The organism is Pseudomonas citronellolis (genome assembly GCF_029335315.1).
GTDB classification, from domain to species: Bacteria; Pseudomonadota; Gammaproteobacteria; order Pseudomonadales; family Pseudomonadaceae; genus Pseudomonas; species Pseudomonas citronellolis_A.
In genome coordinates this window covers 49,594-66,600 of sequence record NZ_JARJLT010000298.1, presented here as the reverse complement: position 1 = coordinate 66,600, position 17,007 = coordinate 49,594, and the positions used below count along the sequence as shown (strand labels likewise).

14 protein-coding genes and 2 tRNA genes are annotated in these 17,007 nt (G+C 68.0%); 13 read left to right on the top strand and 3 right to left on the bottom strand.

What is annotated here, in order from left to right:
- Window positions 1-97: 97 nt before the first annotated feature.
- On the bottom strand, window positions 98-1,165 hold the full coding sequence (queG, locus tag P3W75_RS22580) for a tRNA epoxyqueuosine(34) reductase QueG (RefSeq protein ID WP_276229539.1): 1,068 nt from the start codon (window positions 1,163-1,165) through the stop codon (window positions 98-100).
- Window positions 1,166-1,247: 82 nt separating this feature from the next.
- Here queG and P3W75_RS22575 point away from each other — a divergent pair, with 82 nt between their 5' ends.
- The 13 genes from P3W75_RS22575 to P3W75_RS22515 all read left to right on the top strand — a co-directional run bounded on the left by P3W75_RS22575 (window position 1,248) and on the right by P3W75_RS22515 (window position 16,425).
- On the top strand, window positions 1,248-2,750 hold the full coding sequence (locus P3W75_RS22575; RefSeq protein WP_276229538.1) for an NAD(P)H-hydrate dehydratase: 1,503 nt from the start codon (window positions 1,248-1,250) through the stop codon (window positions 2,748-2,750).
- Window positions 2,738-3,205, top strand: coding sequence for a tRNA (adenosine(37)-N6)-threonylcarbamoyltransferase complex ATPase subunit type 1 TsaE (gene tsaE, locus P3W75_RS22570; protein WP_276229537.1), 468 nt, complete (start codon window positions 2,738-2,740; stop codon window positions 3,203-3,205). Before P3W75_RS22575 ends, tsaE begins: the two co-directional genes overlap by 13 nt.
- A gap of 8 nt (window positions 3,206-3,213) precedes the next feature.
- Window positions 3,214-4,650, top strand: coding sequence for an N-acetylmuramoyl-L-alanine amidase AmiB (gene amiB, locus P3W75_RS22565; RefSeq protein WP_276229541.1), 1,437 nt, complete (start codon window positions 3,214-3,216; stop codon window positions 4,648-4,650).
- A complete protein-coding gene (mutL, locus tag P3W75_RS22560) occupies window positions 4,647-6,557 on the top strand; it encodes a DNA mismatch repair endonuclease MutL (RefSeq protein WP_276229536.1) in 1,911 nt (636 codons plus the stop codon). The genes amiB and mutL overlap by 4 nt, the downstream gene beginning before the upstream one ends.
- Window positions 6,558-6,649: 92 nt before the next feature.
- The gene (gene miaA, locus P3W75_RS22555; protein ID WP_276229535.1) at window positions 6,650-7,615 is read left to right on the top strand and encodes a tRNA (adenosine(37)-N6)-dimethylallyltransferase MiaA; all 966 of its coding nucleotides are present in this window, start codon (window positions 6,650-6,652) and stop codon (window positions 7,613-7,615) included.
- Between the two features lie 100 nt (window positions 7,616-7,715).
- Complete coding sequence (hfq, locus tag P3W75_RS22550) at window positions 7,716-7,964, top strand: RNA chaperone Hfq (RefSeq protein WP_017520393.1); 249 nt, start codon at window positions 7,716-7,718, stop codon at window positions 7,962-7,964.
- A gap of 12 nt (window positions 7,965-7,976) precedes the next feature.
- Complete coding sequence (hflX, locus tag P3W75_RS22545; RefSeq protein ID WP_276229534.1) at window positions 7,977-9,281, top strand: ribosome rescue GTPase HflX; 1,305 nt, start codon at window positions 7,977-7,979, stop codon at window positions 9,279-9,281.
- A 94-nt stretch (window positions 9,282-9,375) separates the two neighbouring features.
- Window positions 9,376-10,545: an FtsH protease activity modulator HflK gene (hflK, locus tag P3W75_RS22540; RefSeq protein WP_276229533.1), complete on the top strand. Its 1,170-nt coding sequence runs from the start codon at window positions 9,376-9,378 to the stop codon at window positions 10,543-10,545.
- Window positions 10,545-11,414, top strand: coding sequence for a protease modulator HflC (gene hflC / locus P3W75_RS22535; RefSeq protein WP_276229532.1), 870 nt, complete (start codon window positions 10,545-10,547; stop codon window positions 11,412-11,414). The genes hflK and hflC overlap by 1 nt, the downstream gene beginning before the upstream one ends.
- A 106-nt stretch (window positions 11,415-11,520) precedes the next feature.
- Entirely contained in the window at window positions 11,521-11,706 is a 186-nt protein-coding gene (locus P3W75_RS22530) for a DUF2065 domain-containing protein (RefSeq protein WP_009613466.1), read from the top strand.
- Between the two features lie 35 nt (window positions 11,707-11,741).
- Window positions 11,742-12,920 (top strand): ATP phosphoribosyltransferase regulatory subunit, encoded by a 1,179-nt coding sequence (locus tag P3W75_RS22525; RefSeq protein ID WP_276229531.1) that lies wholly within the window; start codon window positions 11,742-11,744, stop codon window positions 12,918-12,920.
- A gap of 73 nt (window positions 12,921-12,993) precedes the next feature.
- Window positions 12,994-14,289, top strand: a complete 1,296-nt coding sequence (locus P3W75_RS22520) for an adenylosuccinate synthase (protein WP_276229530.1) — start codon at window positions 12,994-12,996, stop codon at window positions 14,287-14,289.
- A gap of 201 nt (window positions 14,290-14,490) precedes the next feature.
- Window positions 14,491-16,425, top strand: coding sequence for a methyl-accepting chemotaxis protein (locus tag P3W75_RS22515; protein WP_276229529.1), 1,935 nt, complete (start codon window positions 14,491-14,493; stop codon window positions 16,423-16,425).
- Between the two features lie 91 nt (window positions 16,426-16,516).
- Here the strand turns inward: P3W75_RS22515 and P3W75_RS22510 are convergent.
- Window positions 16,517-16,603, bottom strand: a tRNA-Leu gene (locus P3W75_RS22510).
- Window positions 16,604-16,740: 137 nt separating this feature from the next.
- A tRNA-Leu gene (locus tag P3W75_RS22505) sits at window positions 16,741-16,827 on the bottom strand.
- Between the last annotated feature and the right edge of the window lie 180 nt (window positions 16,828-17,007).

Genomic DNA, 17,007 nt, shown 5'->3' with positions numbered 1-17,007 from the left:
GGAGGGTTGTGCCTGGTAGGCAGGACTCTGTCCGCGATGGGGTGGGCTGGAGCGCCAATCTCGTCTGCGGTCGCCAGATCGCGGACGGAGTCCGCTCCTACAGGCCGATCCCGTGCCGGCGCAGCGCCCATTCGACGTGCTCGCGCACCAGCTCCGACCGAAACGCCCGCCGCGCCTTCAGCGCTTCGATCACCGGAATGCTCGACGGCGCGTTGCCCAGGCCCACCGCCAGGTTGCGCAGCCAGCGTTCGTAGCCGGCGCGGCGCAAGGGCGAGCCTTCGGTGCGGCTGAGGAAGGTTTCTTCGCTCCACAGGAACAGTTCGGCCAGCTCGGCGTTGTCCAGGCCGTGGCGTGGCTGGAAGTCGCCCTGTTCGGTGGGGCGGGCGAAGCGGTTCCACGGGCAGACGATCTGGCAGTCGTCGCAGCCGAACACCCGGTTGCCCATGGGCGCACGCAGTTCCTCGGGGATCGGGCCCTTCAGCTCGATGGTCAGGTAGGAAATGCAGCGCCGCGCGTCCAGCACGTAGGGGCCGACGAAGGCGGCGGTCGGGCAGATGTCCAGGCACGCCGAGCAACGCCCGCAGTGTTCGCTGCCGTGCGGCTCGTCGATCGGCAGCGGCAGGTCGGTGAACAGCTCGCCGAGGAAGAAATAGCTGCCGGCCTTGCGGTTGAGCAGCAGGGTGTTCTTGCCGATCCAGCCCAGCCCGGCCTGCTCGCCGATGGCCTTTTCCAGCACCGGGGCGCTGTCGACGAAGGCGCGATAGCCGAAGGCTCCGACTTCCGCCTGGATGCGCTCGGCCAGTTGTTGCAGGCGCTTGCGGATCAGCTTGTGGTAGTCGCGGCCCAGGGCGTAGCGCGAGACATAGGCCTTCTCCGGCTCCGCCAGCAATTGCGCCATGCGCGTATCGCCGGGCAGGTAGTCCATGCGCAGGGACACCACCCGCAGGGTGCCGGGCACCAGTTCGTCCGGGCGCCAGCGCTTGCTGCCGTGGGCGCCCATGTAGTCCATCTCGCCCTGGTAGCCGGCGGCCAGCCAGCGCTGCAGGTGTTCGCCGTGGCGCTGTAGATCGAGCCCGCTGATGCCCACTTGCTGGAAGCCCAGCTCGCGGCCCCAGGCCTTGATGCGCTCGGCGATGGCGCTGTAGTCGGATGTGGATTCGTGCATGCGGGGGCGGGAAAGCGGGACAGGGGTGGGTATAATTCTGCCAGACCGCGCCGTCCGGCGCCCGACTCCCCGCGGAAACCCGATGAATTCGCATCCCCACGACAGCTTGCCGAACGCGCTGTACAGCGCAGCGCAGGTACGCGATCTCGACGCGCGCCTGATCGCCGCCGGCACCGCCGGCTACGAACTGATGCAGCGCGCCGCCCATGCCGCCTGGCGCGCGCTGCGCCGCCGCTGGCCGGACGCCGGGCGGCTGACGGTACTGGCCGGGCACGGCAACAACGCCGGCGACGGCTACCTGGTGGCCGCCCTGGCCCAGCGCGCCGGCTGGAACGTGCGTGCGCTGGCGGTGGGCGACACCGCGCGGCTGGCCGGCGACGCCGCCGGCGCCCATGCCGAGGCGCTGGCCGCCGGCGTGGCGATCCTGCCCTGGCATGAGCACGCCGAACTGCATGGCGTGCTGGTCGACGCGCTGCTCGGTACCGGCCTCGCTGGCGCGGTGCGCGACCCTTACGCCGCGGCCATCCGGCGCATCAACGCCAGCGGCCTGCCGGTCCTGGCCATCGACATTCCGTCCGGACTCGGCGCCGACACCGGCCAGGTGCTCGGTTGCGCGGTGCGCGCCGACCTGACGGTGACCTTCATCGGCCTCAAGTTCGGCCTGTTCACCGGCGAGGGCCCGGACCACTGCGGCGAGCTGGTCTTCGACGCGCTCGACGCCGACACCGCGCCGCTGCCCGTGGAGCGCCTGGCTACCCGGCTCGCTGCGGAGAACCTGGTGCGCCTGGCCGCGCGAGCCAAGGCCGCGCACAAGGGGTTGTTCGGCCATTTGCTGGTGGTCGGTGGCGACCACGGCATGGGCGGCGCCGGCCTGCTCGCCGGCGAGGCGGCCCTGCGCAGCGGCGCCGGGCTGGTTTCCCTGGTCACCCGCGCCGCCCATGTGCCGGCGGCGCTGGCGCGCTACCCGGAGCTGATGGTGCGTGGCGTGTCTTCGTCCGCCGAGGTGCTGCGCGCCGCCGAGCGCGCGAGCGTGCTGGTGGTCGGCCCCGGCATCGGCCGCAACGCCTGGGGGCGCTGCCTGCTCAGCGCGGCGGCGAGCCTGGAACTGCCGCAGGTCTGGGATGCCGACGCTCTCAATCTCCTGGCCGAACGCCAGGTGCAGCGACCCAATGCCGCACTGGTGCTGACGCCGCACCCGGCCGAGGCCGCGCGCCTGCTCGAATGCACCACCGCCGAGGTGCAGGCCGACCGCGCCGCCGCCGCGCGCGAGCTGGCCAGCCGCTACCAGGCGGTGGTCGTGCTCAAGGGCGTCGGCAGCATGGTGGCCGCGCCGGACGGGCGCCTCGCCCTGTGTTCCCACGGCCACCCGGCCATGGCCGGCGCCGGCCTGGGCGATGTGCTGTCCGGGGTGCTGGGTGCCTTGCTGGCGCAGAAAATGGAGGCCTTCGATGCCGCCTGCCTGGCCGTCTGGCTGCACGCCCGCGCCGGCGAGGTCTTGGGCGCCCAGGGGCGCGGCCTGGCGGCCAGCGACCTGATTCCCGCCGTTCGTCAGTTGCTCGAGGAGTTCGACCCATGCCTGAACTGAAGCTGTTCGCCGATGGCGAGGAGGCCATGTACCAGTTGGGTGCGCGCATCGCCCAGGTTACCGGCGGGCGCGGGGTGATCTACCTGCACGGCGACCTCGGCGCCGGCAAGACCACGCTCTCGCGCGGTATTCTGCGCGGTCTCGGCCATGCCGGCGCGGTGAAGAGCCCGACCTTCACCCTGGTCGAGCCTTACGAAATCGGCGACAAGCGCGCCTTCCATTTCGATCTGTACCGCCTGGCTGACCCGGAGGAGCTGGAATATCTGGGCATCCGCGACTACTTCGAAGGCGACGCCCTGTGCCTGATCGAATGGGCCGAAAGAGGCACGGGCATTTTGCCAAAGGCCGACCTGGACATTACCATTACAGCGCAAGCGGGCGGCCGCATGCTGCGCCTGGAACCGCACGGAGTGCGGGGCGAAGCCTGGAGCGCCGTCCTGGCTACGGGAGCATGAGAAAAAAGATGGGTTGGGGGTTGCGCCTGCGGGCGCTGTTGGCCGGGTTGTTCATCCTGCTGGCGCTGGACGCCGGCGAGGTGCTTGCCGCCGCGCAAATCACGCAAATCAAGAGCGTGCGCCTGTGGCGCGCGCCGGATAACACCCGCCTGGTGTTCGATCTTTCCGGCCCGGTGCAGCACAGTCTGTTCACCCTCAGTGCGCCGAACCGCATCGTCATCGACCTGAACGGCGCGCAGATGAGCGCCGCGCTGAACGGTCTCAAGCTGAAGAACACCCCGATCACCTCGGTGCGCACGGCACAGCGTTCGCCCACCGATCTGCGCCTGGTGCTCGACCTGTCGGCCCAGGTGACGCCGAAGAGCTTCGTGCTGCCGCCCAACCAGCAGTACGGCAACCGCCTGGTGGTCGATCTCTACGACCAGGGCGCGGACATCACCCCTGACGTCCCGGCCACCCCGACGCCCGACCAGCCCGCCGTCCCGGTCACCCCGACGCAGCCGGTGGCCAAGGCTCCGGTGCCGGCCGGCGGCAAGCGCGACATCGTCGTCGCCATCGACGCCGGCCACGGCGGCGAGGACCCGGGCGCCTCCGGCCCGAGCGGCCTGCACGAGAAGAACATCACCCTGTCGATCGCCCGCGAACTGCAGCGGCAGATCAACCAGATGAAAGGCTTCCGCGCCGAACTGACGCGCACCGGCGACTACTTCATCCCGCTGCGCGGGCGTACCGCCATCGCGCGCAAGAAGGGCGCCGACCTGTTCGTCTCCATCCACGCCGACGCCGCGCCCAGCCGCAGCGCCTTCGGTGCCTCGGTATTCGCTCTCTCCGATCGCGGCGCCACCTCCGAAACCGCCCGTTGGCTGGCCGACAGCGAAAACCGTTCCGACCTGATCGGCGGCGACGGCAGCGTCAGCCTCGACGACAAGGACCACATGCTCGCCGGCGTGCTGCTCGACCTGTCGATGACCGCCACCATGTCCTCCAGCCTGGACGTCGGGCACAAGGTGCTGACCAGCGTCGGCCGCGTCACCTCGCTGCACAAGAATCGCGTGGAGCAGGCCGGCTTCATGGTGCTGAAGTCGCCGGACATCCCGTCGATCCTGGTCGAGACCGGCTTCATCTCCAACCCCGGCGAGTCGCAGAAGCTCAACAGCTCCTCGCACCAGCAGGCCCTGGCCCGCTCGATCGCCGCCGGGGTGCGCCAATACTTCGTACAGACGCCGCCGCCGGGCACCTACATCGCCTCGCTGCGCGACGGCGGGCAGCTCTCCAGCGGCCCGCGCCAGCACGTGGTGCGCGCCGGCGAGAGCCTGTCGATGATCGCCGCGCGCTATGACGTGAGCATGGCCACCCTGCGCAGCAGCAACAGCCTGAAGACCGACAGCGTGCGCGTCGGCCAGGTGCTGAACATCCCGGCGACCGCGCTGGCGGCCCAGCAATGAACGATTCGCGGCGTATCCAGCTGCTCAGCCCGCGGCTGGCGAACCAGATCGCCGCCGGCGAGGTGGTCGAGCGTCCCGCCTCGGTGATCAAGGAGCTGCTCGAGAACAGCCTCGACGCCGGCGCCCGGCGCATCGACGTCGAGATCGAGCAGGGCGGCGTCAAGCTGCTGCGGGTGCGCGACGACGGTGGCGGCATCCCCGCCGACGACCTGCCGCTGGCCCTGGCGCGCCACGCCACCAGCAAGATTCGCGAACTGGAAGACCTGGAAAGCGTGATGAGCCTGGGCTTCCGTGGCGAAGCGCTGGCCTCGATCAGCTCCGTCTCGCGGCTCACCATGACCTCGCGCACCGCCGACGCCGCCGAGGCCTGGCAGGTGGAGACCGAGGGCCGCGACATGCAGCCGCGGGTGCAGCCGGCGGCGCATCCGGTGGGCACCAGCGTCGAAGTCCGCGACCTGTTCTTCAACACCCCGGCGCGACGCAAGTTCCTGCGCGCCGAGAAAACCGAATTCGACCACCTGCAGGAAGTCATCAAGCGCCTGGCCCTGGCCCGCTTCGATGTGGGCTTCCACCTGCGCCACAACGGCAAGACCATCTTCAGCCTGCACGAGGCCAACGACGAGCTGGCCCGCGCCCGCCGTGTCGGCGCCGTGTGCGGCCCGGCCTTCCTCGAGCAGGCGCTGCCCATCGAGATCGAGCGCAACGGCCTGCACCTGTGGGGTTGGGTCGGCCTGCCGACCTTCTCGCGCAGCCAGCCGGACCTGCAGTACTTCTATGTCAACGGGCGCATGGTGCGCGACAAGCTGGTCGCCCACGCGGTGCGCCAGGCCTATCGCGACGTGCTGTACAACGGCCGCCACCCGACCTTCGTGCTGTTCTTCGAGGTCGACCCGGCGACGGTGGACGTCAACGTGCACCCGACCAAGCACGAAGTGCGCTTCCGCGACAGCCGCATGGTCCATGACTTCCTCTATGGCACCCTGCACCGGGCGCTCGCCGAGGTGCGTCCGGACGACCAGCTGGCGCCGCCGGGCGCCACCAGCCTGACCATGCCGCGCCCCAGCGGGCAGGCCGCCGGCGAGTTCGGCCCGCAGGCCGAGATGAGCCTGTCGGACAAGGTGCTCGAAGCGCCGGCCGCCGCCCGCGGCTGGAGCGGTTCGTCGGGCGCTTCGGGTTCCTCCGGCGGCTACGGCTACCAGCCGCCGCGCCAGGACATCCCGCCGGCCGCCGAATCCGAGGGGGCCTACCGCGCCTTCTTCGCGCCGCTGCCGGAAACTTCGGCGCCCGCTGTGCCCCAGGCTTTGCCGGAAAGCAGCCAGGACGTCCCGCCGCTGGGCTACGCGCTGGCGCAGCTCAAGGGCATCTACATCCTCGCCGAGAACGCCCACGGCCTGGTGCTGGTGGACATGCACGCGGCCCATGAACGCATCATGTACGAGCGCCTCAAGGTGGCCATGGACAGCGAGGGCCTGCGCGGCCAGCCGCTGCTGGTGCCGGAATCCATCGCGGTGAGCGAGCGCGAGGCCGATTGCGCCGAGGAGCATGTCGCCTGGTTCGGCCGGCTCGGCTTCGAATTGCAGCGCCTGGGCCCGGAAACCCTGGCGATCCGCCAGATTCCGGCCCTGCTCAAGCAGGCCGAGGCAACCCAGCTGGTGCGCGACGTGCTCGCCGACCTGCTGGAATACGGCACCAGCGACCGCATCCAGGCGCACCTCAACGAGCTGCTCGGGACCATGGCCTGCCACGGCGCGGTGCGCGCCAACCGGCGCCTGACCCTGCCGGAAATGAACGGCCTGCTGCGCGACATGGAAATCACCGAGCGCAGCGGCCAGTGCAACCATGGCCGGCCGACCTGGACCCAGCTGGGCATGGACGAGCTGGACAAGCTGTTCCTGCGCGGGCGCTGAAATAAATCCAGCCTTAAGCCAGCTGGCGTAAACTAGGCGTCAATCGATTCAGCGCGCCGTTGGCGCGCACCTTTGTTGCCGACGAGTTGCCGATGTCTTCCCTGCCTCCCGCCATCTTCCTCATGGGCCCGACCGCCGCCGGCAAGACCGACCTGGCGCTGGAGCTGGCGCGCCTGCTGCCCATCGAGCTGGTCAGCGTCGATTCCGCGCTGGTCTACCGGGGCATGGACATCGGCACGGCCAAGCCGTCGAAGGACATCCTCGCGCAGTTCCCGCACCGCCTGATCGACATCCGCGACCCGGCGCAGAGCTACTCCGCCGCCGAATTCCGCGCCGACGCCCTGGCCGCCATGGCCGAGATCACCGCGCGCGGGAACATTCCGCTGCTGGTCGGCGGCACCATGTTGTATTTCAAGGCGTTGCTCGAAGGCCTGGCGGATATGCCCGGCGCCGACCCGGAAGTGCGCGCGGAGCTGGAAGCCTGGGCCGCGGCCGAGGGATGGGCGGCGTTGCACGCCGAATTGCAGCGGGTCGATCCGGAGTCGGCGGCGCGAATCCATCCCAACGATCCCCAGCGGCTGGTCCGGGCGCTGGAAGTGCAGCGCGTCAGCGGCGTGTCCATGAGCGACCATCGCCGCCGCCAGGCGAGTGAAAATGCGGGTTCCGGCGAACCAGGCGGGGCGCATTTGCCGTATACTGTGGCGCATCTGGCGATTGCCCCTCTGCAACGCCAGGTATTGCACGCGCGAATCGCGCAACGTTTTCGTCAGATGCTGGAACAGGGTTTCGTCGCCGAGGTCGAAGCACTTCGCGCGAGAGGTGACTTGCACGCCGCTCTGCCATCCATTCGTGCCGTGGGCTACCGACAGGTATGGGATTACCTCGAGGGCAAACTGACCTACGCTGAGATGGAGGAACGCGGTGTGGTAGCCACTCGGCAGCTAGCCAAGCGCCAGTTCACCTGGTTGCGCAGCTGGGGCCATCTACACTGGTTGGACAGTCTGGCAGGCGACAATCTGCCGCGTGCCTTGAAAATACTTGAGGCGGTCTCCATATAAGCTCGAGACCTCAATTCAGCCGTCTATCCTTGGGGTAACCGACGGCACTTGGCCATTCGACTATTACTAAATCTATTGATTCCCTAAAGGAGTGCGGCATATGTCAAAAGGGCATTCGCTACAAGACCCTTACCTGAATACTCTGCGTAAAGAACGCGTACCGGTTTCCATCTACCTGGTTAACGGCATCAAGTTGCAAGGCCAGATCGAATCCTTCGACCAGTTCGTCATCCTGTTGAAGAACACCGTCAGCCAGATGGTCTACAAGCACGCCATCTCCACTGTCGTGCCCAGCCGTCCGGTCCGTCTGCCCACCGGCGATCAACCGGCCGAGCCGGGTAACGTTTGACGGTAGCCCGCCTTGTTCTTTGAGCGCCCGGGCGGTGGGGAACGGGCCATTCTGGTGCATCTGGAAGGGCAAGACCCCGAGGCGCGCGAAGACCCGCAGGAGTTCCAGGAGCTGGCCCGTTCGGCGGGCGCGGAATCGGTGGCGTTCGTCAGCATTTCGCGTCATCAGCCGTCGGCCAAGTTCCTGATCGGCAGTGGCAAGGTCGATGAGCTGCGCGATCTGGTACAAGTCCAGAAAGTCGAACTGATCATCTTCAACCACACTTTGACACCCAGCCAGGAGCGCAACCTCGAGCGCGTCCTCGAATGCCGGGTGCTCGACCGTACCGGTCTGATTCTCGACATCTTCGCCCAGCGCGCCCGTACCCACGAGGGCAAGCTGCAGGTGGAGCTGGCGCAGCTCGAACACATGAGCACGCGTCTGGTGCGCGGCTGGACCCACCTCGAGCGGCAGAAGGGCGGTATCGGCCTGCGCGGCCCGGGCGAAACCCAGCTGGAAACCGACCGCCGACTGTTGCGCGCGCGCATCCGCCAGATCAAGCAGCGCCTGGAGAAGGTCCGCAGCCAGCGCGAGCAGGCCCGCCGTGGTCGCCGTCGCGCGGAAATTCCCCTGGTTTCGCTGGTCGGCTACACCAACGCCGGCAAGTCGACCCTGTTCAATGCCCTGACCACCTCCGAGGTCTATGCGGCCGACCAGCTGTTCGCCACCCTCGACCCGACCCTGCGCCGGCTCGAGCTGGACGACCTCGGGCCGATCGTCCTGGCCGACACCGTGGGCTTCATTCGCCACCTGCCGCACAAGCTGGTCGAGGCCTTCCGCGCTACGCTGGAAGAGTCGAGCAACGCCGACCTGTTGCTGCACGTGATCGACTCCCACGAGCCGGATCGCGATGCGCAGATCGAGCAGGTGCTCGCGGTGCTGGGGGAAATCGGCGCCAACGAATTGCCGATGCTCGAGGTGTACAACAAGATCGACCTGTTGCCGGACGATTTCGAAGCGCAGATCCAGCGCGACGAGACCGGCAAGCCGGTGCGGGTCTGGCTCTCCGCCCGCGAGGGACGCGGGCTGGACCTGCTGGAAAAGGCGGTGGCCGAGCTGCTGGGCGACGACCTGTTCGTCGGCACGCTCTGCCTGCCGCAGCGCCTGGGCCGGCTGCGCGCGCAGTTCTTCGAACTGGGCGCGGTGCAGGCCGAGGACCATGACGAGCAGGGACGCGCCGTTTTGCAGGTTCGCCTGCCGCGTGTCGAGTTGAACCGCCTGGTCAGCCGCGCAGGATGGCAGCCGGCGGAATTCATTGCGCAACACACTTTGCAATAAAGCCCGGAACGGTGCTTTTGGCACCGCGCGGGGCATTCTGTAGCATGGGTGGCCGCGCCGTAGGCGCGTTTCGCGTTATCAGATGGAGAGCGCTATGGCTTGGAACGAGCCGGGTGACAACTCGAACAAGAATGATCAGGACCCCTGGGGTGGACGCCGTGGTGGCGGCCGCCAGGGCCCTCCGGATCTGGACGAGGCCTTCCGCAAACTGCAGGACAGCCTCAACCGCATCTTCGGCGGCAAGAAATCCCGTGGCGGCAGCCCGGTCGGCGGCAAGGGCGGTGGCCTGGGCCTGTTCGGCATCGGCCTGGCCGTGCTTGCCGTGCTGTGGCTGTACAACGCCATCTACGTGGTGGACGAGCAGGAGCAGGCGGTGATCCTGCGCATGGGCAAATACCACGAGACCGTGGGGCCCGGCCTGAACATCTACTTCCCGCCGATCGACCGCAAGTTCCAGGAGAACGTCACCCGCGAGCGTGCCTACAGCAAGCAGGGGCAGATGCTCACCGAGGACGAGAACATCGTCGAAGTACCGCTCACCGTGCAGTACAAGATCAGCAACCTGAAGGACTTCGTGCTCAACGTCGACCAGCCCGAGGTCAGCCTGCAGCACGCCACCGAAAGCGCCCTGCGCCACGTGGCCGGTTCCACCACCATGGACCAGATCCTCACCGAGGGCCGCGAGCAGATGGCCACCGACGTGCGCGATCGCCTGCAGCGCTTCCTGGACACCTACAAGACCGGCATCACCGTCACCCAGGTGAACATCCAGAGCGCCGCCGCCCCGCGCGAAGTGCAGGAAGCCTTCGACGACGTGATCCGCGCCCGTGAAGACGAGCAGCGCGAGAAGAACCAGGCCGAAGCCTACGCCAATGGCGTGGTGCCGGAAGCCCGTGGCCAGGCGCAGCGCATCATCGAGGAAGCCAACGGCTACCGCGACGAAGTGGTGTCCCGCGCCCAGGGTGAGGCGGATCGCTTCACCAAGCTCGCCACCGAGTACCACAAGGCGCCGGAAGTGACCCGCGAGCGCCTGTACCTGGACAGCATGCAGGACGTCCTGTCGCAGAGCAGCAAGGTGCTGGTCACCGGCCAGCAGGGGCAGAACAACCTGATCTACCTGCCGCTGGACAAGATGATGGATGGCCGTGGCTCGGCGACCCCGAGCGGCAGTGCGCCGAGCACCACGAGCACCCCGTCCGACCTCGGCTCGCGGGTCGCCAGCGACCTGCAGCAACGTGACATGCGCACCAGGGAGAGCCGCTGATGAGTAACCGATCCCTGATCGCCCTGATCGCTGGCGTGGTGGTCGCCGTGGCGCTGTGGAGCAGCATCTACGTGGTGCAGCAGACCGAGCGCGCGGTGCTGCTGCGCTTCGGCCGCGTGGTCGAGCCGGACGTGCAGCCCGGCCTGCACTTCAAGATTCCGTACGTCAACCAGGTGCGCAAGTTCGACGGCCGCCTGCTGACCCTGGACTCGCCGACCCAGCGCTTCCTCACCCTGGAGAAGAAAGCGGTGATGGTCGACGCCTACGCCAAGTGGCGCGTCGCCGACGCCGAGCGCTTCTACACCGCGACCTCGGGCCTCAAGCAGATCGCCGACGAGCGCCTGTCGCGGCGCCTGGAAGCCGGCCTGCGCGACCAGTTCGGCAAGCGCACCCTGCACGAGGTGGTTTCCGGTGAGCGCGACGCGCTGATGGGTGACATCACCGCCTCGCTCAACCGCATGGCGCAGAAGGAGCTGGGCATCGAGGTCATCGACGTGCGCGTCAAGGCCATCGACCTGCCGAAGGAAGTCAACCGCAGCGTGTTCGAGCGGATGAGCACCGAGCGCGAGCGCGAGGCCCGCGAGCACCGTGCCAAGGGCCGCGAGCTGGCCGAAGGCATCCGCGCCGACGCCGATCGCCAGCGCCGCGTGCTGCTGGCCGAGGCCTATCGGCAGTCGGAGGAAACCCGCGGTGATGGCGACGCCAAGGCGGCCGCCATCTACTCCAAGGCCTACGGCCAGGACCCGGAGTTCTACGCCTTCACCCGCAGCCTCAAGGCCTATCGCGACAGCTTCGCCGACAAGAAGGACGTCCTGGTGCTGAGCCCGGACAACGAGTTCTTCCGTTACCTGGAGAAGTCCAAGCCCTGAGTGGGTTCTCCGGCGGGCGGCAGCGCCCGCCGGAGAAAACGTGTTATCATGGGTCAGCCGGGAAATCCCGGCTTTTTTGCGTCCGCGAGATCTATGTACAAGGGCCATGTGGCAGGAATTCGGCAAAGCGTTCTGTCTGTTGCTGGTGCTGGAGGGCATCCTCCCTTTCCTGTATCCGCGTGGCTGGCGTGAGGCCGTCAGTGGGCTCGGTCGACTCGACGACCGCCGTCTGCGGCTCATCGGTCTGGGCAGCATGCTGCTCGGCACCGGCCTTCTTTACTGGATTCACTAGATGAATTGCCGCCCGGCTGAAAGGGGAGAGGCGACATGGCAACGGTAGACCGCTGGCTGCTGCCAGATGGGATCGAAGAAGTGCTGCCACCTGAGGCGGCGCGCGTCGAAGCAGCCCGCCGTCAGGTGTTGGATCTGTTCCAGCGCTGGGGTTACGAGTTCGTCGTCACCCCGCACATCGAATATCTGGAGTCCCTGCTGACCGGTGCCGGCCAGGACCTGGACCTGCGCACCTTCAAGGTTACCGATCCGGCCTCGGGCCGGCTCATGGGCTTCCGCGCGGACATCACCCCGCAAGTGGCGCGCATGGACGCCCACAGCCTGCGCCGCGAAGGGCCGAACCGCCTGTGCTACGCCGGCAGCGTGCTGCATGCGCGGCCGCGGGCGTTGTCCACCTCGCGCAGCCCGATCCAGCTGGGCGCCGAGCTTTACGGCGACGCCAGCCCGGCGAGCGACGTCGAAGTCATCAGCCTGATGCTCGACATGCTGGCCATGGCTGAGGTCCCGGATGTGCACATGGACCTCGGTCATGTCGGCATCTACCGTGGCCTGGCGCGCGCCGCCGGGCTTTCCGGCGAGGCCGAGCAGGCGTTGTTCGACGCCCTGCAGCGCAAGGCCGTCGACGAAGTCGCCGCGCTCACCGAAAACCTGCCGGGCGAACTCGCCGGCATGCTCCGCGCCCTGGCCGAGCTGTGCGGCAGCCGCGATGTGCTGGCCCAGGCCGCCGAAGTGCTGGCCGGCGCGCCGGACGCGGTGAAGGCGGCCCTGGCCGACCTGGTCGCCATCGCCGACGCTCTCGCCCAGCGCTTCCCGCAGCTGCCGCTGTACTTCGACCTCGGCGAGCTGCGCGGCTATCACTATCACACGGGGGTGGTGTTCGCCGCCTTCGTGCCCGGCGTTGGCGAGTCCATCGCCCAGGGTGGTCGCTATGACCACATCGGCGCCGATTTCGGCCGTGCGCGGCCGGCCACCGGCTTCTCCACCGACCTCAAGACCCTGGTAACCCTGGGGCGGGTCGACCTGGACGCGCCGGTCACGGGCATCTGGGCGCCGGCCGAAGGCGCCGGCCTCTGGCAGGCGGTGCAGCAGCTGCGCCGCGACGGGAAACGCGTGGTTCAGGCGTTGCCCGGGCAGGATGCGGCTTCGGCGCGCGAGGCGGGTTGCGACGCGCAACTGCGGCTGAGCGAAGGCAAATGGCAGGTGGCGCCCTTCTGACCCTGCGGGGCGGGCGTCGCGAGATTCCGCCGGCCGAGGCCGGCACCGAATATCCAAGATGGGGACAAGTGTTATGGGTAAGAATGTCGTAGTCCTGGGCACCCAGTGGGGTGATGAGGGCAAAGGCAAGATCGTTGACTTGCTCACCGACCAGGCCGCCGCCGTGGTGCGCTACCAGGGTGGCCACAACGCGGGCCACACCCTGGTGATCGATGGCGAGAAAACCGTGCTGCACCTGATTCCGTCGGGCATCCTGCGCGAAGGCGTGCAGTGCCTGATCGGCAACGGTGTGGTGCTGGCGCCCGACGCGCTGATGCGCGAGATCGTCAAGCTGGAAGAGAAGGGCGTACCGGTGCGCGAGCGCCTGCGCATCAGCCCGTCCTGCCCGCTGATCCTGTCGTTCCACGTCGCCCTCGACCAGGCGCGCGAGCGCGCCCGCGGCGACGCCAAGATCGGCACCACCGGTCGCGGCATCGGTCCGGCCTACGAAGACAAGGTCGCTCGTCGCGGACTGCGCGTCGCCGACCTGTTCCATCGCGAGCGCTTCGCCGCCAAGCTGGGCGAGCTGCTGGACTACCACAACTTCGTCCTGCAGAACTATTACAAGGAGCCGGCCGTCGACTTCCAGAAAACCCTGGAAGAGTGCATGGGCTACGCCGAGCAACTGAAGCCGCTGCTGGCCGACGTCACCTCGACCCTGCACGACCTGCGCCGCGCCGAAGAGAACATCATGTTCGAGGGCGCCCAGGGTTCGCTGCTGGACATCGACCACGGCACCTACCCGTTCGTCACCAGCTCCAACACCACCGCTGGCGGCACCGCCACCGGTTCCGGCTTCGGCCCGCTGTACCTGGACTACATCCTGGGTATCACCAAGGCCTACACCACCCGTGTCGGCTCTGGCCCGTTCCCGACCGAGCTGTTCGACGACATCGGCGCGCACCTGGCCAAGGTTGGTCACGAGTTCGGCGCCACCACCGGCCGCGCCCGTCGTTGCGGCTGGTTCGACGCCGTGATCCTGCGTCGCGCCATCGAGATCAACAGCCTGTCGGGCCTGTGCCTGACCAAGCTGGACGTCCTCGACGGCCTGCAGACCGTGCGCATCTGCACCGGCTACAAGAACGCCGCCGGTGAGCTGCTGACCGACGCGCCGACCGACGCCGACAGCTACATCGGCCTGCAGCCGGTGTACGAAGACCTGCCGGGCTGGAGCGAATCCACCGTCGGCGCCCAGACCCTGGAAGCCCTGCCGGCCAACGCGCGCGCCTACATCAAGCGCATCGAGGAGCTGGTCGGTGCGCCCATCGACATCATCTCCACCGGCCCGGATCGCGTCGAGACCATCGTCCTGCGCCACCCGTTCGCCTGATCCCGCGCGGCATTAGCCGCGCAGGTCACGGAAAGCCGTTTCTCCCGCTGGGGGAAACGGCTTTTTCGTTTGTGCGCGCGGTGCTCTCCTGTCGGTAGCCTTGCGCCCCTGCTGGGAGGCATCGGCTCACGGCACGCCCCTTGCTGGTAATTCGGATCGGCGCATTCCGCGCCAGCAATCCGTTATCCGGGGAGGCACGCCGTGTCCGCCATCCTTTCGCTGTTGCGCAGTCGTTTGCTGCGTCCCGTATTCATCGCTTTGGGCGTGGCGCTGCTGGTGCAGTTGCTGATCGCCCTGTGGCTGACCCGTGCCACCGTCGACCAGTTGGTAACCGACCTGGGCGCGAGCCTCGGCGGCCAGTCGCAACGCCTTGCCGGCGAGCTGGAGCAGGCCGGCGGCGAGCTGAGCTCCGGCCTTGCCGAGCTTTCCGCGCGCACCCGCGAACGCTTGGGCGCCGCGTTGTCGGCTCGCCTGGAAGAGGAGCGCGGCGAGACCCGCCAGAGCCTCGAGCAGAGCCTGCGGCAGTCCGCCGACCAGCTCGCGCAACTGCTGGCCGCCGTGGCGCCCAAGGCCATGTGGGACAACGACGTGCCGACGCTCTCCGAGTACGCCCGGCGCGCGCAGGCCAACCCCAATGTGCTCTTCGTGGTCTATGACGACCCGCAAGGGCAGCACCTGACCCGCTACCTCAATCGCGAGGACCCGCGCATCCAGGCCCTGCTGGCCAAGGGGCAGGGCGAGCGCGCCCTGGACAAGGTGCTCGAGGCGGCGGCGCATGACGATTCGGTGATTCTCGCCAGCGTGCCCATCAGCCCCAATGGCGTGGTGATAGGTACGGTGCGCCTGGGCATTTCCACAGCCGGGGTGGAAAAGCAGGTGGCCGAGCTGGACAAGCGTTTCTCGGCGCTGATCGCCAGTGGCGACCAGTTGGTGGCGGACAGCCTGGCCGGCGCCGCGGCGGACAGCAACAAGGCGCTGGGCGCGCGCCTGCAGGCCGCTCGCCAGGCCGCCAGCGAAATGAGCCGAGGCGCCCAGGGCGCGGTGGAGGCTTCCGCCGGCAGCCTGCGTTGGCGCATCGGGCTGGGCCTGCTCCTGGTCGGTTTCGGCGTGCTGCTGGTGCTGGCCGTGGTGTTGGGTCGCCGGGTCGTGGTGCGCCTGCGCTTGCTGATCGACGCGTTGAACGAACTTGCGGCCGGAGATGGCGACCTGACCCGCCGCGTGCGCCTGGACAGTCGCGACGAGGTCGGCGAGATGGCGACGGCGGTGAACCGTTTCGTCGACAAGTTGCAGCCCATCGTTCGCGAGGCGGGGCAGGTGGCCCAGCGCACCGGCAGCGAGATCGCTGCGCTGGCCAGCCGCAGCGCCAGCGCCGAGGCGGCCGCCGATCGCCAGCGCAATGAGGTGGCCGGTAGCCTGGAGGCGCTCTCCGGCATGGCTTCGGAGGCCCAGCTGGAGAGCCAGGCCATGCAGGAAGCGCTGGAGCGGGTCGCTGCGATTCGTCGCGCGGCGGACGACAACGCCGCCATCGCCCGCCGCGTGGGTGGGCTGATCGAGGAGCTGGAAGCGCGGGTGCAGGGTGGCGCCGAGGTGATCGAAAAACTGGCGCGGCAGAGCGAGCAGATCGAGGTGGTGCTGTCGGTGATCCATGGCATCGCCGAGCAGACCAATCTGCTGGCGTTGAACGCGGCCATCGAGGCGGCGCGGGCGGGTGAGAGCGGTCGCGGTTTCGCCGTGGTGGCCGACGAGGTGCGCGCGCTGGCGAGCAAGACCCAGCAATCCACCGGTGACATCCAGACCCACATCGACGCCCTGCAGCGTGGTGCGCGGGAAGCGGTGACGGCGATCGGCCAGGCCCGCGAGCATGCGGTCCAGGGGCTGGCCGCGTTGCACGATAGCGAACGCTTGCAGCGCGATGTCCAGCGCGCGGTGGAGGAGGTGCATGGCGCCATCGACTCGGCGGCGCGGGCCGCCGAGCAGCAGGTGGCGGGCGCCGTCGCGGTGCGCGGGCGGGTGGAGGTGATCCATGCCGAGGCCGGACGCGCCGCGGAGGCGGTGGCGGCGACCGCCAGCAGCGGGCGGGTGCTCGACGACCTGGCTGCGCAGCTGCGCGCCAGCCTGGGGCAATTCAAGGCGTAAGGCGGGGAGGGCCGGGCGCGATGCCCGGCCCGGTTTTTCCAAACGACGAAAACGAAAAAGCCGAGCAGTGCTCGGCTTTTTCGTTTGAAGATGGTGCCCAGGAGAAGACTCGAACTTCCACGGTGTTGCCACCGCTAGGACCTGAACCTAGTGCGTCTACCAATTCCGCCACCTGGGCATGCTTTTCAGCATGGGGTGCGATGATCGCTCATCGTCTTGCGGTATTGCAACCTTTCGGTCGCTTCGGCGTTTCAATGTTCGGTTTCAGGGTTCCGAACCGCCGCGATACAGCCAGAGGCTCTATCGTTGAATAAGTGGTGCCCAGGAGAAGACTCGAACTTCCACGGTGTTGCCACCGCTAGGACCTGAACCTAGTGCGTCTACCAATTCCGCCACCTGGGCACTGGATGCGATGATTGCTCATCGTTTCCGTGTTACAACGTCTCAGTGACGCTGTGGGCGCGAACTATACGGAGCCCACTTTCGGTTGTAAACCCCTGATGCGATAAAAAATTTATTCTTGGGCCAAAGCTGACCGGCGAGCGGATTTCGCGCTTCAATAAGCAAATGGCGCCCACATCT